The organism is Shewanella sp. HL-SH2, from assembly GCF_051164935.1.
GTDB classification, from domain to species: Bacteria; Pseudomonadota; Gammaproteobacteria; order Enterobacterales; family Shewanellaceae; genus Shewanella; species Shewanella glacialimarina.
In genome coordinates this window covers 2805679-2826020 of the sequence record NZ_CP195035.1, presented here as the reverse complement: position 1 = coordinate 2826020, position 20342 = coordinate 2805679, and the positions used below count along the sequence as shown (strand labels likewise).

The following is a 20342-nucleotide window of genomic DNA, read 5'->3' as shown; positions in this document are numbered from 1 at the left end:
CTGGACAAGGAATTTTCATGCCTATTATTACATTGCCTGATGGCAGCAAACGTGAGTTTGCGAATCCCGTATCTACCCTTGATGTCGCCGCTGACATTGGTCCCGGTTTAGCAAAAGCCTGTATTGCAGGTCGCGTTAACGGTGAACTAAAAGATGCTTGCGATTTAATTTTTACCGATGCGGATTTATCTATCATCACGGCTAAAGATGAAGAAGGTGTTGAAATTCTTCGCCATTCTTGTGCGCATTTATTAGGTCATGCTATCAAGCAACTGTGGCCTCAAACCAAAATGGCCATTGGTCCTGTTATCGATAACGGTTTTTACTATGATATCGATTTAGAGCACAAACTTACCCAAGATGATATAGATGCGTTAGAAAAACGCATGCTAGAGTTGGCCAAAACAAACTATGACGTGGTCAAGCGCGTTGTGTCTTGGCAAGAAGCCCGTGATGCATTCAGTGCCCGCGGTGAAGAATACAAAATTGCCATCTTAGATGAAAACATCAGCAAAGATGCTACGCCTGCACTTTATGATCATGAAGAATACATCGACATGTGTCGTGGTCCGCACGTGCCGAACATGCGTTTTTGTCAACACTTTAAGTTAATGAGTGTTGCTGGTGCTTATTGGCGCGGTAATTCTGATAACAAGATGTTACAACGCGTTTACGGTACGGCCTGGGCAGATAAAAAAGCCCTTAAAACGCACCTAACACGATTAGAAGAAGCGGCTAAACGCGACCACCGTAAAATCGGCAAGCAATTAGATCTTTACCATATGCAAGAAGAAGCGCCAGGCATGGTGTTTTGGCACAATGATGGTTGGAGCATATTTTTAGAACTTGAAAAGTTCATTCGTCAAAAGCTAGGTCAATACACTTATCAAGAAGTGAAAGGCCCACTAATGATGGATCGCGTGTTATGGGAGCGTTCAGGCCACTGGGATAAATACTCAGAAGCTATGTTTACTACTAATAGCGAAAGTCGTGAATATGCCATTAAGCCGATGAATTGTCCTGGTCACGTGCAAATTTTTAATCAAGGCCTAAAGTCATACCGTGACTTGCCATTGCGTATGGCTGAGTTTGGTTGTTGTCATCGTAATGAACCATCAGGTTCACTGCATGGCTTAATGCGCGTGCGAGGCTTTACCCAAGATGATGCCCATGTGTTCTGTACTGACGATCAAGTGCAAACAGAAGTGAGTGCATGTATTCAAATGGTATATGACACATATGGCACATTTGGTTTTGAAAATATTGTCGTCAAATTATCCACTCGCCCTGAAAAGCGTATTGGTGATGACGATATGTGGGATCGTGCTGAAGAAGCGTTAAAGCAAGCGCTTAAAGCTAATAATATCAAATATGAGATATTACCAGGCGAAGGTGCTTTCTACGGTCCTAAGATTGAATTTACTTTACATGATTGTTTAGATCGCGCTTGGCAGTGTGGTACTGTACAATTAGATTATGCGTTACCGACTCGTTTGGGAGCAACATATGTTGCAGAAGACAATAGTCGACAAACACCGGTAATGATACATCGTGCCATTCTTGGCTCATTAGAACGTTTCATCGGTATCTTGATTGAAGAGTATGCTGGTAAATTCCCAACATGGCTTGCACCTATGCAAGTAGTTGTGATGAATATTACTGACAAACAGTCTGAATATGCAGAAGAAATTGTAAAAAACTTCAAAAAACAGGGCATTCGTGCATCTTTTGACTTGAGGAATGAGAAGATAGGCTTTAAAATACGCGAACACACCTTAAGACGTGTGCCTTATTTGTTGGTCGTAGGTGATCAAGAAGTTGAGAATAAGGAAGTTGCGGTGCGTACACGTGATGGTATTGATTTAGGTAAGCTTAAAATCGAAGATTTTGCTACCATGATACATCAACAGATTTCGCTCCGTAGTCTAAAATTGTTGGAGGAATAGGTCATAAAGATCAAAAGAACAGCAGGGCGACAACCAGCGCCTAATAGAATCAATGATGAAATCACCGGTGTTCCTGAAGTCCGTTTATCGGACATAGATGGTGAGCCCATTGGTATCGTTAGCATTAAAGAAGCTCAAAGCGTCGCGGATGAAGCAGGGGTAGACCTTGTTGAAATCAGTCCAAACGCTGAGCCTCCAGTTTGTCGCATAATGGACTACGGTAAGTTCCTTTTTGATAAAGCGAAAGCGCAAAAGGAACAAAAGAAGAAGCAGAAGCAGGTTCAGGTTAAGGAAATAAAATTCCGTCCTGGAACTGATATAAACGACTATCAGGTAAAACTACGCAACCTGATTCGTTTTCTAGAAGATGGGGACAAAGCGAAAATTACGCTGCGTTTCCGTGGTCGCGAAATGGCACACCAAAACCTAGGTATGGATCTTTTGAACCGTATCAAGGCTGATTTGGAAGAGTATGCGGTTGTTGAATCTTTCCCGAAAATGGAAGGTAGACAAGCAATTATGGTGCTAGCACCTAAAAAGAAATAGTAGGGCAACCTAAAAGTAGCAAAAGTCTCTTGAGGCTTTTGCTCGCCTTACGTTTATTAAATATCCCAATGCGGAGTTTTAGAAATGCCTAAAATGAAAACAGACAAGGGTGTGCAAAAGCGCTTCAGAAAAACCGCTAATGGTTTCAAGCGCAAACAAGCACACTTACGTCATATTTTGACCAAGAAGAGCACTAAGCGTAAACGTCACTTACGTGCAAAATGTTTAGTCGCCAAGTCTGATGTGCCAGCAATTGCACGTCAACTACCATACGCTTAATTAAAGGAGCAATGAACAATGCCTAGAGTTAAGCGTGGTGTAACCGCTCGTGCTCGTCACAAGAAAGTACTTAAACTAGCTAAAGGTTATTATGGCGCTCGTAGCCGTACTTTCCGTGTTGCTGTTCAAGCAGTAACTAAAGCTGGTCAATATGCTTACCGTGATCGTCGTCAAAAGAAACGTCAATTCCGTCAATTATGGATTGCACGTATCAATGCGGCTTCTCGTCAAAATGGTCTGTCTTATAGCCGTTTCATTAACGGTTTGAAAAAGGCGTCTATCGAAATCGATCGTAAGATTTTGGCTGACATCGCTGTATTCGACAAAGTTGTTTTTACAATTTTAGTTGAAAAAGCAAAAGAAGCTTTAACTAAGTAATTAGTTAATCGGCTTTGAAAAAGGAACCTTAGGGTTCCTTTTTTTATGATTTTTTTTGATAAGATATAGAATCATTGATATAAATTAGCCAATAATTAAGTTATCGATTGTGAAAAAAGGGACCGCTAGTTGCATTGTTTATACTCCAGCAGAGTTAATTGGTTGGATTAATCATTATTTATCAGCATAATAGTCAAGTCAGTAAACAGTGATATCGGACGATGTAATTGATCTGGTCTTTAAACTGAGCCAGTGATATTTAAAAGCTTTCAGACCGTCTTGTTTGCCGCTTATCCAGTTGAATTATTTTTATTAACTGAAGCTTATTCGACCCTATACGCCGAGTTAGCCAAACCTCGGAACCTATAGATTGAATACCTATCATGGCTGGGTTGTTCATCTCTTCGCTAGATTTGATGCATTTAAACTAGAATTACACTATGAGTATCTACTAAAACTGTGAAATCAAACACGTCTCAAATTCCGCATAAGCTAGCGAGTTTAACCACATTGGTTGCCGCTGAATTTAGTGTAGGCGGTTCATTATCCCGTCATGTGCATCAGTACCGTAGTCGTCAAACCCAGACTGATATGGCGATAGCAGTAAGTGAAGCTATCGCAAAAAAAATCAACTTAATTTTGGAAGCAGGTACAGGGGTCGGTAAAACCTTTGCTTATCTTATTCCTGCGTTATTAAGTGGCAAACAAGTCGTTGTGAGTACCGGCAGTAAAAACCTGCAAGAACAATTATTTTTAAAAGATCTCCCTGCATTGCTAACCATGTTAGATATACAACCAAAAATTGCTTTGCTTAAGGGCCGCAATAACTACTTATGTCAATTGCGCTTAGATAACCAAATGAAGCATGCCAGTCAGTATCGGGAGCAGGCTTTAGATGACTTACTTAAAATAAATCAGTGGGCGGTACTCAGTAAAGATGGTGACATAGGTAATCTAACGTCAGTGTCTGAAAATTCAACCATGATCTCAAGCATTGTCAGTACCAAAGAAAGCTGTACCGGCAAGAAGTGTAATTTTTATGACGTGTGTTTTACCCGCAAAGCACGTGTTAAAGCCATGGAAGCAAAGCTGGTCGTGGTAAATCATCATTTATTTTTTGCCGACAGATTACTCAAAGACACTGGTTTTGCTGAACTGCTTCCAGATCCTGATGTTGTCATCTTTGACGAAGCTCATTTAGTGCCCGATATTTGTATCAGTTATTTTGGTAGTCACATCAGTAGCCGTGAAATCGATAAGCTGTTAAACAGTTTAGTCACTATACACAAACAAAAAATTCGCGACAGCATTCAGATTGAACACTTTGCTAACCGCTCAATCATGCAACTAGCTCAGTGGCATAATGAGATGTTTGACAGTGGTAAAACTGATTGGCGTCAGGTGTTATCGACTAAAGCACTTATTTTTAGTGCTTGGGCATTACATCAATCATTAACCGAATTAAGTGAATTGCTGACACACCACTTAGGCCGCGATGATGATTTAGATAATGCTTTTGAACAAATCCACGAATTGAATGATAGATTAAAAATATTTTTCGAATGCCAAGACCCTCAAGCAGCTTACAGTGTTGAATATGGGCCACGGTTTATCACACTTCGTGCTTCGCCTATTAATGTCTCTAAGCAATGTGAGCAGCTGTTTGACCCTAAAATCAGTTGGGTTTTCACTTCGGCAACACTACAAGTTAACCGTCAGTTATCTCATTTTGCAAAAGAACTCGGGCTACATAAAGCGACTCAGGTTATTTTAGACAGTCCATTTGATTATCCTAACCAAGCGATGTTCTGTGTGCCACGGCATTTGGGCAAAGTAGGGCAAACCCAGCATAGCGCTAAGCAATTGGTTGAGGTATGTGTAAAGGCAATAAATGCAGCGCAGGGTCGTACCTTCATTTTATTCACTAGCCATAGTATGTTAGAACAAGTTGCGGGTTTATTACGTAGCCAAGTGAGTTACCCATTACTGGTACAAGGCCAGGGCAGTAAGCAAAGCTTATTGAATAAATTCCGTCAATTGGGTAATGCTGTACTACTCGGTACCGGCAGCTTTTGGGAAGGTGTCGATGTTCGAGGTAAATTGCTGAGCTGCGTAATCATCGATAAGTTGCCTTTTGTGTCGCCTGATGATGCTTTATATCGAGCAAGAGCCGCTAGCGCAGAACGACAAGGACTTGATCCTTTTACGACTATTTCATTACCCCAAGCTGTTATTGCATTAAAACAAGGTGTCGGCCGGCTTATTCGTGATGAGAAAGACCGTGGTGTGTTGATTTTATGTGATAATCGCATTGTTAATCGCTCTTATGGGCAAGCTTTTATTAATTCATTGCCGCCAATGCATCGTACCCGTGATTTAGATACGGCGTTGCACTTTTTAAAACAAATCCCATAAGTTATCATAGCGACCTAATTTCTGTTCCACATTGGTTGTAAACATGACATTTCACATTCCACTGCGTGTTCTTGCGCTTGATACCTGCACCGAGTCTTGCTCTGCTGCATTGACTATTGATGGTAAGGTTTACGCTCGCACAGTTGATGCACCGCGTGAGCACAGTCAACGTATATTGCCAATGGTAGATGAACTATTAAAAGAAGCTCAAGTGAAGCTGGCCGATATTGATGTCATTGCTTATGGTCGCGGCCCAGGCAGTTTTACCGGCATTCGTATTTGTACCAGTATGACCCAAGGTTTAGCCCTGGGAACTGATTTACCGGTTATCGGTATTTCGACATTAGCTGCGATGGCACAAATGGCAATTACGACTCACCATGCTGAGCAAGTATTTTGTACTATTGATGCGCGCATGAACGAAGTGTACGTGGGGCAATTTGTTGCAAAAGAGGGCATAGCGACCTTGGTTGGTATCGAGCATGTTTGTTCACCGCAAGAGGTTGAGCTGCATTTGGACGGCAGTAAAGCCATTATTGCCTGTGGAACCGGTTTTGAAGTGTATCCAGCGTTGCTTGAGTTAGCAGATAATATTCAATTGCAAGATAAACTTAAATACCCAGATGCCAAAGCAATGCTCACTTTAGCTGAATATGGCGTTAGCCAACATCAACATACTAGTGTGGATGAACTTGCCCCAGTGTATATCCGAGATAAAGTGACCTGGAAGAAGCTACCGGGTAGAGAGTGATATTAAAAATGTATCTTCAGTATTTTATTTGTTAGCTGATACCAAGAAAAAGCCTAATCTTCGGTAGTATTTAAATAGAAAAAATGATGTTAATGGCATAAAGTGATAACTTTGCTAAACTGTTTAATGCTTAACGCAGGTTACGTTTTAAGAAAATTTTGTCATTGGCAATAACTGGTTGGCTAAGTTATAGTCGATTATATTTTATTTTAATGTTAAGTATTAAACTACACTGTAGCTAAGCATTGCAGATATAAGTACTGTCGAGATAAGCATAAATGCAGATAAATCAGTCATCGGTTCATCAAACAGCAACTCAACAAGGCTTTAAAACGTCTTTGAGTCAGGCTGTTGCCGGTAATCGTCCGCTAGAATCAGTGTCTGATATTAACTCAATCAATTCCAGTCAAACCGTTAAAAATAATATCCTTTTAGGCCAACCCTCAGCCAATGACATCCAAATTGATGTCGAAGCATCTTCATTAAGTCAGCAAGAAAGAGAACAAACAGTTGAGAATTCAGGCTTGTTTGAGTTTAAAGGCAATACGCAGCTTTTTGACCATAAAACCATTTCTGTGTCCGATAGCCAACAAAGTAAAGTCGAATATGATGCTGATAAACAGACTAATCGTAGTGCAATAAATGTCTATCTAATGACCCAGCATTCAGCAAAACGAGATGAAATTCAACAGATGGTAGGTATTGATCTTTACGCTTAATTTATCTATTGGTGTTGATCTATTTGATTATTATTTTAACTCTTTCCTACTTCTTCTTGTGTCTTATTACGACAACATTGTATCTGAATGTTTAACAAGCATTCCCTCCTGCTGACAATTCTGATTTACTAACGTCAATTATTCTATAAATAATCTCAATATTAATGACCCATTTTAATCATAATACCTTATCAGCTTCATCATCTGGCATTCCTAGTCGAGGCCGTTTTGTGCTGGAACTGATAGTGGCCTTTTTATTAACAAGGCTGCCCTTTATTAGCGTGCCATTTAAATGGTTTGAAAGTTATTTCCATGAATTGTCACACGGGATAGCGACCATAATGTCGGGTGGGGTGGTCAGCTCAATTCAGCTTTTTCCTAATGGGGCAGGTCTTTGTTATAGCCAAGGAGGTAATGCGATATTTATTGCATTTGCAGGCTATTTGGGTGCGGCGCTATGGGGGTATTTGATTTTTTTATTAGCAACATGGCGTGATGGCATCAGATTTACTTTGTCTTTATTGGCCTTTACTATTTTAGCGTCAATTATATTGTGGGCTAGAGACTTGTTGAGCATTGCTATTTTATTATGTTTAACTGGACTTATTTTGTTACCACTTAAATTAAAAAATAGTCGTCCTTTAAATAGTTTACTGCGTATATTAGGATTGATGATAATCCTCAATGCCATGGCAAGTCCCATGGTGTTATTTGGTTTGGCAGGTCAGGGCGATGCAGCAGCATTAGCGCAAATGACTTGGATCCCCGCTTGGATTTGGGTTGTTATTTGGTTAGTGGTGAGCTGTGGTATGTTATGGCTCAGTTGGCAAAAAGTTGATTCAATAAAAAGGAATGTGAAATGAAACGTAAAATAGCACTCGCGATAGCGATTAGCTTCGCAACTGTTGGAATGTATTCAACCGTATTGGTTACTCCAGCACAGGCAGAAGAAGTTAAAGTGAATGATGCCTTGGCCGCTGCGGTATCAAGTGATTTTAGAACAGCGTCCAATAAGTTAAGAGATAGCGCTCGTAACCCAGCAGAAACACTTGCTTTTTTTGATGTTAAAGCCGATCAAACAGTTATTGAACTTTGGCCCGGTGGTGGTTGGTATGCTGAGATCCTTGCGCCTTACTTAGCCAAAAATGGTCAGTACGTTGCAGCCAACTTTGAAACAAAACCTGCAGAAGAAAATCGTCAAACTGAATATTATAAATCAGCGGGTTTAAAGTTTGAAAAGTGGGTAGCAGATAATAAAGCATCTGTCGGTAATGTGCAGTTTGTGACGTTAAGCCCGCCTGAAAAATTTAACTTAGGTAAAGATAATTCAGCTGATCATGTACTGACATTTAGAAACCTACATAACTGGGCAATGAAAGGGCAATTAGAAGGTGTGTTTAATGCAGCTTATGCTGTGTTAAAAGACGGCGGCACTTTAGGAGTGGTTGAGCATAGAGCTAATGTTGGTATGGCAGCGGAAAGTGGCTATATGGAACAAAATCAAATGGTTGAATTAGCTAAAAAATCGGGTTTTGAATTGCTAGCAAGTTCAGAAGTAAATGCTAATGCCAAAGACACAAAAGATTATCCTAAAGGGGTGTGGACATTACCCCCACGTCTTGCAATGGGTGATGAAGATAAGCAAAAATATATCGATATCGGTGAAAGTGACCGTATGACATTAAAGTTTATTAAAAAAGCGAAGTAAATTATGTCATTAAATGAGCCAAAGTGCTGTTTCACAGCAGTGGAGCAAGGTCAGCCAATGACAATCGCTTTGGCCCATTTAACCTTATCGGCTATGCGATATGGCCATGCTGACAAGCCAATTATTTTGGCATGCCACGGTTGGTTAGATAATTTAAACAGTTTTATCCCCTTGGCAGAGTGTTTTTTACAATCAGATTTAGCCAATCATTACCAACTTATTACTTTTGATTGGCCTGGACACGGCTTTTCAGACCACCGTCCAGGGCTATATCCGTTACATTGGGTTGACTATTTGTATGATTTGCATGCGCTTATTAATTTTATTCAGCCTGATCCAAATCAATCAATAATTCTTTTAGGTCATTCCCTTGGCGGTATTGTTGCAAGTGCCTACAACGCCAGTTTTCCCCAGCGTATATCCCAATTAATTCTTATCGAAGCACTTTCCCCTTTATTTGAAGATGCTAATAATAATGCATCAAGAATAAGTCGTAGTTTCAGTCAACATACTCATTTACTGACTAAGCCATTTCAAGCTAACATAAAAGGATATTCGTCAATTGACATCGTGGTGAAAGCGAGACAACAACTGACCGGGATGGACCCAGTTTGGTGTCAACTTATTGCAAAAAGAAATCTCGAGTTTATTGATGAACTTTACTATTGGCGAAGTGATCCGCGGTTAAAATTAGATTCTGTGTATAGAATGAGTTTTGAACAAGTCGATGCATTAATGAGCCAAAGCACTACTGATACCTTGTTAGTGCTAGGGAAAACTGGTTTTAAGCAGTTAAAATCAGCTCAAGTGCAGGCTAAAAAATGGTTTAAGCATCTTGAAATCGCAGAAATAGACGGCGATCATCATCTGCATATGGGTAATGCTGTTGGATTATGCTTATTAATTCGAGCATTTATTCTAAAATAAATGTTAATGAAGCTTAAAGCGCTATTATTTTTGTGCCAATTATGTGATTATGTTCAAAATTAAAACGCTTGTATGATTTTAGGTATAGGCGATAACAATAACAACGCGTTGACTGATTATTGCCATATCATAACAATAGCCAATAACAGGAAAACGTTTTTAGCCACTGACGGGGAATGCACGTCTTAGCACAGTGGCCATTATAGGAGACACACGTGGACCAGCCTTGGATTAATCACCTCCCAGCCAATGTACCGGCTGAGATAGACCCGGATCAATTTCCTTCATTGGTCGCCATGTTTGAAAGCGCTGTAGCGAAATACGCTGATCAGCCTGCTTTTATTAACATGGGTGCAACCATGACTTATCGAAAGCTTGAAGAAAGAAGTCGCGCTTTTGCCGCTTATTTACAAAATGAACTGAAGCTTGAAAAAGGCGATCGAGTGGCATTAATGATGCCAAATCTACTCCAATACCCGATAGCACTATTTGGTGTATTGCGTGCTGGTATGGTAGTAGTTAATGTTAATCCTCTTTACACTCCAAGAGAACTTAAGCACCAATTAATAGATTCTGGTGCTAAAGCCATCGTTGTTGTATCTAACTTTGCCAAAACGCTAGAAGAAGTTGTTGATCAAACTGCAGTGGAGTCTGTGATAATTACTGGCTTAGGCGACCAACTTAGTGCGCCAAAACGGACTTTAGTTAATTTTGTAGTCAAGTATATTAAAAAAATGGTGCCTAAGTATCATTTACCACACGCACTTTCATTTCGAGACAGCTTATCTAAAGGGCGACGATTACAATACGTCAAACCAGGTGTTAGCGGTGATGATTTAGCCTTTTTACAATATACCGGTGGCACAACTGGGGTATCTAAAGGTGCAATGTTAAGCCACCGAAATGTTGTTGCTAACGTTTTACAGGCAAATGGCGCATACTCGCCGGCATTAGATGATGGTAAAGAGTTTGTTGTTACTGCTTTACCGCTTTATCATATTTTTGCATTAACGGTAAATTGCTTATTATTTTTACATAAAGGCAGTCAAAATTTATTAATCACCAACCCAAGAGATATTCCAGCATTTGTTGGTGAGCTTAAAAAATATCCCTTTACGGCATTAACTGGCGTTAACACCTTATTTAATGCCTTAGTTAATAATGACGACTTCAAAAGCTTAGATTTTAGCGGCCTAAAACTGTCAATTGGCGGTGGCATGGCAGTACAAAGAGCCGTTGCTGATAAATGGCAAGCGATTACCAAAACTCGCTTACTGGAAGGATATGGATTAACGGAAGCTTCACCTTTAGTGACTTGTTGTCCGTATAACTTAGAAGGTTATAACGGCTCCATTGGTTTTCCTGCGCCATCGACATTTATTCAAGTGCGTGACGATGATGGTAAAGTATTAGCTCAAGGTCAAACCGGTGAGCTTTTTGCTAGAGGTCCGCAAGTGATGCAAGGTTACTGGCAGCGTCCTGAAGAGACCGCCAAAGTAATTGATAAAGACGGTTGGTTAGCTACTGGCGATATTGGTTATATGGATGAAAAAGGCTTTTTCTTCATAGTCGATCGTAAAAAAGACATGATTTTAGTCTCTGGCTTTAACGTATTTCCAAATGAGATTGAAGAAGTTGTAGCACTTCATCCAAAAGTGCTTGAAGTCGCTGCTGTCGGTGTTGCCAATGATGCTAGCGGTGAATTAGTCAAAATATACGTGGTTGCAAAAGATAAGTCATTGTCTGAAAAAGAGCTGATTGAACATTGCCGCCATCATTTAACGGGATATAAAGTACCAAAACTGGTAGAATTCCGAGACGAATTACCAAAGACCAATGTGGGTAAGATTTTACGCAGACAGCTTCGAGACGAAGCCAATAAAGCGTAAATTTGAAAAACCGGCATCTAGCCGGTTTTTTGTTTTTAAGCCCATAAAATAAATGGAGTAAGCTGTGTTTGCGTTCGAGTATATAAGTAATGATGATGCGTTAGCCTCGTTAGTAAAGCAATATGAGCAAGCTAGCTTGCTAGTGTTAGACACAGAATTTGTTCGCACCCGTACTTACTATGCACATCTGGGCTTAATTCAAGCTTATGATGGCAAAACACTAGCATTGATTGATCCTGTCGCTATCAAAGATTTATCGTCATTTTGGTCATTATTAACCAATGAAAATATTATTAAGGTACTTCACTCTTGTAGTGAAGATCTTGAAGTCTTCGCCCATTATGGAGACTGTCAACCTAAGCCATTATTTGATAGTCAAATTGCGGCTAGTTTAGCGGGTATGGGGCATGGTTTAGGCTATGCTAAATTAGTTGAGCAATGCTTAGGTATTGAACTAGACAAAGGTGAGTCACGCACCGATTGGATGAAACGGCCTTTAAGTGATGCTCAGCTTCAATACGCAGCTAATGATGTATCTTACTTATATCAGATATACCCGCAAATTCTACAAAAGCTGACTGAGCAAAATCGTCTAGATTGGTTATATGAAGAAGGCGAAAGGATAACCCAAGGACGCTTAAGTGGTGTTGATCCTGATGAAGCTTATTTGAAAGTTAAGAATGCTTTCCAATTGACTCGCCCGCAACTTGCTATCTTAAAAGTCATGGCAGCATGGCGCCTTGAAAAAGCGGTCAATCGAAATTTAGCTCTTGGGTTTGTTGTTAAAGATCATGCACTCATTGCACTCGCTAAAAAAGCGCCTACAAGTTTGGCAGAGTTAAATCAGCTAAATGACTTAACTGATCAAGAAAAGCGTTTTCATGGAAAGGACTTATTAAAAGTCATCGCAAATGCAGACATGGATAACCCGCCAGAGGAAGTCGATGTTATTGCTTTAAAGTCAGGTTATAAGTCATCTTTTAAATTGATTAAAACGTGTTTAACTGACATTAGTGAGCAACAGTCTGTACCGCTTGAGTTTATTGGTTCGAAACGTTTAATTCATCAATTCTTAGTTTGGTTATTCGAAGGTAAGCAGGGCGATAAGCCATTAATTTTACAAGGTTGGCGTGGTGCGTTAGTGGGCAATAAGCTAGATAGTATTGCCTTTGATGGTGAATAGTTTTAGCGTTAATTGTTGGTTCCTATAACAAATGTAGCAATTAAAGTTAAAAAGGATATGAATTCATCATATCCTTTTTACTTTTTGATTAGGTAGATAAATCATTAAAATAAAAGATTTATCACACTACTTAGTCTCTGGTAAAGTCACGTTCAACTCTAGAACAGATAAATTATCATCATTTTGTTCTAATTGAACCGTGACCTGATCATCAGATATTTGCACGTATTTACGGATCACTTCGATGATTTCTTGCTTCATTCTTGGCAAGTAGTCAGGCGCACCGCGTTCACCACGCTGATGGGCTACAATGATTTGCAAACGCTCTTTGGCTAAAGAGGCCGTATTAGGTTTTTTAGTACTTCTGAAATAATCAAGTATGGACATAATTAGCTACCGAATATCCTTTTTAGGAAACCTTTCTTTTCTTCTGTTATAAAACGAATGGCTACATCTTCACCTAAAAGGCGGGCAACCGTATCGCTATATGCTAGGCCTGCATCACTTTCTTGATCAATGATAACAGGTACACCAGAGTTAGATGCTTTCAACACAGCTTGTGACTCAGGAATTACCCCTAAAAGTTCAATTGCTAGGATCTCTTTAACATCTTCAACACTCAGCATTTCACCAGTTTTAACACGCGCAGGAGAGTAACGTGTTAATAATAAGTATTCTTTTATTGGTTCAAGATTCTCTTCTGCACGGCGTGAGCGACTTTGTAACATACCTAAAATACGGTCAGAGTCACGTACTGAACTGACTTCTGGGTTGGTCGTTACAATGGCAATATCGGCAAAGTAAAGCGCCATCATGGCACCTTGCTCAATCCCTGCAGGGGAGTCACAAACAATATAATCAAAATCTTTAGATAAATCATCTAGCACCTTGCCCACACCTTCTTTAGTCAGGGCATCTTTATCACGAGTTTGTGAAGCTGGCAAAATGAACAACTTATCACAACGCTTATCTTTAATCATAGCCTGATTTAAGTTAGCCTCACCATTGATTACATTTACAAAATCATAAACTACACGGCGTTCACAGCCCATAATTAAGTCTAGATTACGTAAACCGATATCAAAATCGATAACGACGGTTTTTTTACCTTTTAGTGCTAGGCCAGTTGCAATAGCTGCACTTGAGGTTGTTTTACCCACACCGCCTTTTCCTGAAGTGACAACAATAATTTGTGCCATGTGTATTTTTTCCTTAAATTTGCCTTATTGTGGCAATATTTCAACAGTGAGAGACTCGCCATCTAGGCGAACACAACCTCTTTGTGCATGGCAATGTTGTTGCAGGTTTTCTGCGATCCAATATTGCCCAGCAACGGAAACAAGTTCGGCTTCAAGCGAGCTCGCTATGATAACACTTTGTGTATCACCGCCAGCGCCAGCCATTGCCTTACCGCGTAAAGCGCCATAGACATGGATGCTACCATCTGCTATGACCTCAGCGCCATTGCCAACAGCACCAAAAATGACTAAATCCGCATCTTTTGCATATATCTGTTGGCCAGAGCGAATATTTTGTTTAACTATTTTAGTTCCACGAGGTGGAATTGTAGCGGCTGTAGCTTGTTTACCCGATCGAACGACAGCTAATCCTAAGTCCTTAGCTTGAACAGAAAAGGGAATAGAAGCTTCAGTTATCCCTACAATAACCAACTGACGCTGATTCAACAGTGCTTTTAATGCTGCTAAATCAATTGGGGTATCATCTAAGGCACTTAGATTTAAAATTAATGGTGCACCTAGAAAAAATTGTGGCGCCTCAGCTAATTTTTTATCAAGCTCTAAAGCAACAACATCTAAATTACTATTATTAATATAAAGTACCGATAGAGTAAAAGATGTGGCTTTTAACTCGAGATTTTGTTTAGCCATCTCGTCGCTAGTCTCCAAATTTCTATGCTTGTAAATCAATTTACAATTATTTTATTGGACACCATGTTATAGTGTGCGTTGTGGACTATCAAGTTTGAAACAGCGGAAAATTACACTAAAATGATTTGTGCAGTATATAAAAGCAGTCTAAAGGTCGAAACATACCTTTTTGTCGAGAAACGTGATGTTTTTGATGCAGTTCCTGATGCATTGATGAAAATGTTTGGCGCCCCAAAATTAGTAATGCTAGTGCCTTTGTCTAAAAGGGAATCATTAGCGTTAGCGGATATCGAAAAAGTTAAAAGTGAATTACTCGCTAAAGGCTATTATTTGCAAGTTCCGCCTCCCAAAGAGAATTTACTTGAACAACATAAAGCCAGTCTAAATTTCGATAGTAAATAGTTTCATCAGTCGACTGAGATTACATTTTGTAAAGTATCACTTATTGTGATTGAGTAAGAGATAAACGGAACATGAATTTTTGGCAAACCACTGCATTAGTAGATATGACAAACGCACAATGGGAATCCCTTTGTGATGGTTGTGGTAAATGCTGTTTAAATAAAATCATAGACGATGAAACAGAGGCGCTTTATTACACTAATGCCGCTTGTCATTTATTAGATGATGAGAGTTGTCAGTGTAAACGCTATAGTGATCGCTTTAAATATGTACCAGAGTGTACAGCAATTAATTTAGCTAATTTACCTGAACTCACTTGGTTACCAGAAAGCTGTGCCTATAGACGGTTATATTTGGGTCGTGATTTACCCAATTGGCATCCATTGATTACAGGTAATAAAGATGAGATGCATAAATTAGGGATATCAGTTAAAGGCAAAACTGTGAATGAAATGAAAGTAAGGTACCTTGAAGACAATATCGTTTTATGGCCCTTACAAGATTTTGATTAGAGAATACTCAGTCATAAAAAAACAGACCAGATGGTCTGTTTTTTTATGATTATTGAATACCGACAGTTAATAGTGCTATTTGCTACTGCGCTTAGGTGTTAATGCAGGTAATAGCATTATGAACCATATAACACCATAAACGACAAAGCCTATTATCGTCCACTGTACCATGCTAACCGACATAAATGACCAGACTGATTCACCGCACATCCCTGTTGGAGAGAACACTTGCGGTAACCACTTGTCTAGTGGCATAAATGCTGGAAATTCAGGAAAAAAAGAACATGTGGCAAAAGGAGAGGGGTTTACTTGCATATCATTAAGCTCAAATGCCAGTTTGGCTCCCCAAACCGCAGAAACTATCCAGCCAGCCATGCCAATCAGCCTCAGCACCCAGAACTTGGGATTAACTAAACCAACCAGAGCAGATAGCATTATCCCTAAAATGGCAACACGAATGTATACACACATTACACACGGGTCATATTCCATGACGTACTGAAAATACAACGCAGCACCTTCAAGACCTAAACCAGATAGAAATAGAATCGCCCATGATATGCGATGGTGGCAAAAAAGTTGTAATGCGGTCAAAATATTATCCTGTAAATTTTAAAGAAAAACACCCTCTATGAGGGTGTTGATATTATTGATAGACCATAAAATATTTACAGATTATTGTCTATGTTAAGATTTGCTCATTAACAGATATTAATGACCTGAAATCGCGCCACCAATATCTTTTGCCGAATGGTGAATTAACCACTGACTATCATAAAAATAACTGGTCATTTCGACTAAAAAGCCTGATTCAATCATCATTATGCCAACGATCGATAATACGATGGTATAAGGTAACGCCATCCAAACCATACGACCATATGATAGACGAATGAGTGGTGCGAGGGCTGATGTTAATAAGAATAAGAATGCGGCTTGACCATTAGGCGTCGCAACAGAGGGTAAGTTAGTACCAGTGTTAATCGCTACGGCTAATAAGTCGAATTGGTCGCGGGTAATTTGACCTGAAATTAAGGCTGCTTTCACTTCGTTAATATACACAGTGCCGACAAAGACGTTATCACTGACCATAGACAATAAACCATTAGCAATATAGAAAATCACTAACTGCGTATTACCTTCATAGCTTAACGCCCAGTGGATCACTGGAGCGAATAAATGTTGATCTATTATTACCGCAACAATGGCGAAGAAAACTGCCAGTAGTGCAGTAAAGGGCAGTGCTTCTTCAAACGCTTTACCAATTTGATGTTCATCAGTAATACCATTAAAAGCAGTCGTAATAATAATAACGGATAGGCCAATCAAGCCTACGGATGCCAAATGCAATGCTAAACCGGCAATCAACCACACGCCGACTAAAGCTTGAATAATCAGTTTTGCTTTATCCTGTTTAGTGCGATGTTCATCCTCATAATTAGAATAGTCGGTTAAAATTTGATGAACAGCATCAGGAAGTTGCGCACCATAACCGAACCACTTTAATTTTTCAACCAGGTAACAGGTAAAAAGCCCTGCAATCAAAACAGGCATAGTAACCGGAGACATGCGAATGAAAAATTCACCGAAATTCCAGTGAGCTTGTGCTGCAATAATTAGGTTTTGAGGCTCGCCGACCATGGTACAAACGCCACCAAGCGCGGTACCTACACCTGAATGCATCAGTAGATTACGTAAAAAGGCACGGAAATCTTCTAATTCATCATGATTGAGTTGTGGGCTTGCATCTTCGTTGGTGTGGTCATGGCTTGAGTTAAAGTTTTTACCTGAAGCGACTTTGTGGTAAATCGAGTAAAAGCCTACTGCAACAGAGATAATTACAGCAATTACGGTTAACGCGTCTAAGAAAGCAGACAAAAATGCTGATGCTGCACAAAACATCAATGACACAATAATTTTTGAGCGAACCTTAGTGATCATTTTAGTAAAAGCAAAAAGTAATAATTGCTTCATAAAATAAATGCCCGCTACCATAAAGATTAGCAGTAACAATACTTCTAAATTGGCTTCAATTTCATGTAGCACCTGGCTTGGGGATGTCATCCCTATCATCACAGCCTGAATGGCCAACAAGCCCCCTGGTTGAAGTGGATAACACTTAAGCGCCATAGCGAGGGTGAAAATGAATTCAATAACTAAAACCCAACCAGCAATGAATGGGCTAACAAAAAAGAATAATAATGGGTTAATTACAAGAAATGCCACAATTGCAAGTTTGTACCATTTAGGTGAGTTACCTAAAAAGTTACTAAACATTGCCTCAGCTTGGGTTGCAGGCATAATAGCCACTCCGATAATGTTACGTTACCAATCAAATAGCCAAATTAAGTGCCAATATCATATAAGTTAGTTGCAATGTCTAAAATGGCTGTTTGTTTTCGAACACAAGAATCATGTTTAAAACATAAATTAACAGAGATTAATTTGACTAATACCTGCTCAGCTTGTAAAGACGATGTTTGCTTACTAATTATTTGATTTTAAGAATATTATTATTAAATTAATTATATTCCCACTCGTTTTGACGTTGTATTTTTCGTTAGTTTAGCTTAATTGATCCTTAAATGTAATTATTAAGCATGTGCTACATCATAAAAACGAATGATTTTAAGAGAAAAAATAAATTTTCTGTGGTGATAAATTGACCACTAAAGTTATTGTGAATAAACAATAGTTTTTATTTACTGCTTCTCTGGTATGATCAGTATTAATTTAAGTAGCAATAATTGCTATTACCGCTAAGTATAGGAAATCTAGGCTGATGATTATCAATGCCAAAGGTCCTGCAAGTTTTGCAGAGAAATACATTGTTCGTTCAATTTGGGACAACAAATTTCCACCAGGGTCTATCTTACCTGCTGAACGTGAGCTTTCGGAACTTATCGGTGTCACACGCACGACATTAAGAGAAGTGCTGCAACGATTAGCAAGAGATGGCTGGTTGAAAATTCAGCATGGTAAGCCAACTCAAGTGAATAACTATTGGGAAACCTCTGGCCTTAATATTCTTGAAACAATAGCCGACTTAAATCCTGATGGTTTTCCGCTATTGGTCGATCAACTTATGTCTGCTCGTGCTAGTGTGAGTACCATTTACTTCAGAGCTTCATTTAGACAAAACCCAGATAAAGCTGCGGATATTTTAGCTAAAATTCATCAATTAGAAGATGATGCAGATACCTATGCTGAATTTGACTATCGACTTCATCATACTTTAGCGTTTGCTTCTGGTAATCCGTTATATGTGCTGATATTAAATGGTTTCAAAGGGCTTTATAGTCGAGTGGGTCGCTACTATTTTTCAAGTAAAGAGGCTCGAAAGTTGGCATTTAATTTTTATATTGAGCTTGAGAAATTGGCTAAAGATAAAAGTTATCAAGCAATTCCAGGTTTAATGCGAACAAATGCAATTGAAAGTGGCAAGATTTGGCAGAAGTTACGAGATGATATGCCAGCTGAAATCGCTCATGACAATAGCTAATCTATACTAGAAAATTAAACATAAAAAAACGCCAATCATTTGATTGGCGTTTTTTTATGTTTAATTACTCTGCCGAAGTGGCTGATTCTATTGTTGGTTCAGTGACTGATTGTTCCTGCTCTAAAGCCAGTTTTGCACGTTCAGCTTTTGATATATAACGTTCTTTCACTTTAGTACTTGGATTATCTGGCACAACTTTATTTTGACGTGCTTTAGCACGTTTAGCCAGTTTCTTAATCATCACTTGTTTTTTGTTCATAATAAATCTTCAGTATGCAGGTATTCGATTATTGGATAACAATCTTAAAAAATAATAGCCCTATTTTATCCTATATTGAGCGAAAACCCTAGCGACCAAATTTACTGATATCTTCAGCTGTTGCCCCATCATTACATTCCCCGCGAATTTCCCCGCGTTCATTCTCAATGTAACGGCTTAATTCAATATAACCTTGTTTACAGTAACCGGTCATTACAATAGTTTTATCTAAACCGACTTGCACTTGTTGGGTCCACAGCTCAAGAAACTCTTCTTTTTCACGCATCTCTTCAGCATAGCTTCGCGCATCTTGCATACGTCGATCGATACGTTGTTGATGAGCAGGTTTATCACTTATATTTCTATCGGAGACGGTTGCAAGCTTAGCTTGATAAACAAACAATTTAATCCCATCGCCTTTGATTTGAGTGTTAAATTTATCTTTGAATTGACCAGCAAACTCCATAGGGTCAATCGCTTTAGCACTGCAACCCGCCAGTAAAATGAATAGTATATTGAATGCGATAGATTTAATCACTTGAAACCCTTTGTACAAATGGAATGTAGCATTAATTTATTTGAATTTAATTAATGCTCAATAGGCGTATTATCCGGTTATGCTTTTGCATAATTGTCATTGAGGTAATTCATTATTGCCTTAGACTCATACAACCATTCGGTTTTGCCATCGTTATTAATTTTCAAACAAGGTACTTGTAATTTACCACCTTGAATCAATAACGCTTGTTTGTTGCTGTCCTGTTTAGCATCAATTAAGGCGATATTTAAGTTTTGACGACGCATTTCTCGACGTACTTTTACACAAAAAGGGCAGGCATTATACTGATATAGAGATAAATTTTGTGTTTGCATATCAATTTTAACTTGTTCAGATTCAGGGCGTTGACGTTTTTTAGGGCTAAAAATGAAATTTAGTAATAGAATTATCCGACCTAAAATCCAGCGTACTACAAACATAATTACCTCTTTATAATTTAAATATGAGCTTACTGATTTTCAGTAAACGCCAATTCTAC

The 20342-nt window shown here is 39.1% G+C and carries 23 protein-coding genes; 15 read left to right on the top strand and 8 right to left on the bottom strand.

The genetic code is table 11. The features are described 5' to 3' along the window. Positions 1-17 precede the first annotated feature (17 nt). The 12 genes from thrS (at position 18) to rnd (ending at position 12741) form a co-directional block, all read left to right on the top strand. Positions 18-1946 carry a threonine--tRNA ligase gene (gene thrS, locus ACRWP9_RS12315; RefSeq protein WP_434926244.1) on the top strand — a complete coding sequence of 643 codons (1929 nt, stop codon included), beginning with the start codon at positions 18-20 and terminating at the stop codon, positions 1944-1946. Positions 1947-1949: 3 nt separating this feature from the next. Further along, positions 1950-2492: a translation initiation factor IF-3 gene (infC, locus tag ACRWP9_RS12310; RefSeq protein WP_264177979.1), complete on the top strand. Its 543-nt coding sequence runs from the start codon at positions 1950-1952 to the stop codon at positions 2490-2492. A gap of 84 nt (positions 2493-2576) precedes the next feature. Then, entirely contained in the window at positions 2577-2771 is a 195-nt protein-coding gene (gene rpmI, locus ACRWP9_RS12305) for a 50S ribosomal protein L35 (protein ID WP_055023949.1), read from the top strand. A gap of 18 nt (positions 2772-2789) precedes the next feature. Further along, positions 2790-3149 carry a 50S ribosomal protein L20 gene (gene rplT, locus ACRWP9_RS12300; RefSeq protein WP_226415616.1) on the top strand — a complete coding sequence of 120 codons (360 nt, stop codon included), beginning with the start codon at positions 2790-2792 and terminating at the stop codon, positions 3147-3149. 459 nt (positions 3150-3608) lie between these two features. Next, entirely contained in the window at positions 3609-5564 is a 1956-nt protein-coding gene (locus ACRWP9_RS12295; RefSeq protein ID WP_434926243.1) for an ATP-dependent DNA helicase, read from the top strand. A 43-nt stretch (positions 5565-5607) separates the two neighbouring features. After that, complete coding sequence (tsaB, locus tag ACRWP9_RS12290) at positions 5608-6315, top strand: tRNA (adenosine(37)-N6)-threonylcarbamoyltransferase complex dimerization subunit type 1 TsaB (protein WP_434926242.1); 708 nt, start codon at positions 5608-5610, stop codon at positions 6313-6315. A gap of 278 nt (positions 6316-6593) precedes the next feature. Continuing rightward, positions 6594-7034 (top strand): hypothetical protein, encoded by a 441-nt coding sequence (locus ACRWP9_RS12285; RefSeq protein ID WP_434926241.1) that lies wholly within the window; start codon positions 6594-6596, stop codon positions 7032-7034. A 164-nt stretch (positions 7035-7198) separates the two neighbouring features. After that, positions 7199-7897 carry a M50 family metallopeptidase gene (locus ACRWP9_RS12280; RefSeq protein ID WP_434926240.1) on the top strand — a complete coding sequence of 233 codons (699 nt, stop codon included), beginning with the start codon at positions 7199-7201 and terminating at the stop codon, positions 7895-7897. Further along, positions 7894-8742 (top strand): class I SAM-dependent methyltransferase, encoded by an 849-nt coding sequence (locus ACRWP9_RS12275; protein ID WP_404830026.1) that lies wholly within the window; start codon positions 7894-7896, stop codon positions 8740-8742. The genes ACRWP9_RS12280 and ACRWP9_RS12275 overlap by 4 nt, the downstream gene beginning before the upstream one ends. Before the next feature lie 57 nt (positions 8743-8799). Further along, positions 8800-9669, top strand: a complete 870-nt coding sequence (locus ACRWP9_RS12270) for an alpha/beta fold hydrolase (RefSeq protein WP_434926239.1) — start codon at positions 8800-8802, stop codon at positions 9667-9669. Between the two features lie 215 nt (positions 9670-9884). Beyond that, on the top strand, positions 9885-11558 hold the full coding sequence (gene fadD / locus ACRWP9_RS12265; RefSeq protein WP_434926238.1) for a long-chain-fatty-acid--CoA ligase FadD: 1674 nt from the start codon (positions 9885-9887) through the stop codon (positions 11556-11558). Between the two features lie 64 nt (positions 11559-11622). Next, positions 11623-12741 (top strand): ribonuclease D, encoded by a 1119-nt coding sequence (gene rnd, locus ACRWP9_RS12260; protein ID WP_434926237.1) that lies wholly within the window; start codon positions 11623-11625, stop codon positions 12739-12741. 126 nt (positions 12742-12867) lie between these two features. Here the strand turns inward: rnd and minE are convergent, their stop codons facing one another. The 3 genes from minE to minC are packed head-to-tail and all read right to left on the bottom strand — an operon-like array spanning position 12868 to position 14630. Further along, positions 12868-13128 carry a cell division topological specificity factor MinE gene (minE, locus tag ACRWP9_RS12255; RefSeq protein WP_434926236.1) on the bottom strand — a complete coding sequence of 87 codons (261 nt, stop codon included), beginning with the start codon at positions 13126-13128 and terminating at the stop codon, positions 12868-12870. Positions 13129-13130: 2 nt separating this feature from the next. Further along, positions 13131-13940 carry a septum site-determining protein MinD gene (gene minD, locus ACRWP9_RS12250; protein WP_226415632.1) on the bottom strand — a complete coding sequence of 270 codons (810 nt, stop codon included), beginning with the start codon at positions 13938-13940 and terminating at the stop codon, positions 13131-13133. Positions 13941-13964: 24 nt separating this feature from the next. After that, entirely contained in the window at positions 13965-14630 is a 666-nt protein-coding gene (gene minC / locus ACRWP9_RS12245) for a septum site-determining protein MinC (RefSeq protein ID WP_434926235.1), read from the bottom strand. A 120-nt stretch (positions 14631-14750) separates the two neighbouring features. On the opposite strand from minC, the gene ACRWP9_RS12240 reads away from it, so the two are divergent. Together ACRWP9_RS12240 and ACRWP9_RS12235 are read left to right on the top strand one after the other, a co-directional pair. Then, positions 14751-15032: a YcgL domain-containing protein gene (locus ACRWP9_RS12240; RefSeq protein WP_434926234.1), complete on the top strand. Its 282-nt coding sequence runs from the start codon at positions 14751-14753 to the stop codon at positions 15030-15032. 71 nt (positions 15033-15103) lie between these two features. Next, on the top strand, positions 15104-15544 hold the full coding sequence (locus tag ACRWP9_RS12235; protein WP_434926233.1) for a YcgN family cysteine cluster protein: 441 nt from the start codon (positions 15104-15106) through the stop codon (positions 15542-15544). 75 nt (positions 15545-15619) lie between these two features. On the opposite strand, the gene dsbB is transcribed toward ACRWP9_RS12235, so the two are convergent. Further along, positions 15620-16138, bottom strand: a complete 519-nt coding sequence (gene dsbB, locus ACRWP9_RS12230) for a disulfide bond formation protein DsbB (protein ID WP_434926232.1) — start codon at positions 16136-16138, stop codon at positions 15620-15622. Positions 16139-16255: 117 nt separating this feature from the next. Beyond that, positions 16256-17845, bottom strand: a complete 1590-nt coding sequence (gene nhaB / locus ACRWP9_RS12225; RefSeq protein ID WP_434926231.1) for a sodium/proton antiporter NhaB — start codon at positions 17843-17845, stop codon at positions 16256-16258. A gap of 481 nt (positions 17846-18326) precedes the next feature. Here nhaB and fadR point away from each other — a divergent pair, with 481 nt between their 5' ends. Continuing rightward, a complete protein-coding gene (gene fadR / locus ACRWP9_RS12220; RefSeq protein ID WP_226415640.1) occupies positions 18327-19046 on the top strand; it encodes a fatty acid metabolism transcriptional regulator FadR in 720 nt (239 codons plus the stop codon). A gap of 64 nt (positions 19047-19110) precedes the next feature. Here the strand turns inward: fadR and ACRWP9_RS12215 are convergent, their stop codons facing one another. From ACRWP9_RS12215 to ACRWP9_RS12205, 3 genes are all read right to left on the bottom strand, one after another. Further along, a complete protein-coding gene (locus tag ACRWP9_RS12215; protein ID WP_434926230.1) occupies positions 19111-19305 on the bottom strand; it encodes a DUF2986 domain-containing protein in 195 nt (64 codons plus the stop codon). 88 nt (positions 19306-19393) lie between these two features. Next, positions 19394-19843: a hypothetical protein gene (locus ACRWP9_RS12210; RefSeq protein WP_434926229.1), complete on the bottom strand. Its 450-nt coding sequence runs from the start codon at positions 19841-19843 to the stop codon at positions 19394-19396. Positions 19844-19920: 77 nt separating this feature from the next. After that, entirely contained in the window at positions 19921-20283 is a 363-nt protein-coding gene (locus ACRWP9_RS12205) for a glutathione S-transferase N-terminal domain-containing protein (protein ID WP_434926228.1), read from the bottom strand. Between the last annotated feature and the right edge of the window lie 59 nt (positions 20284-20342).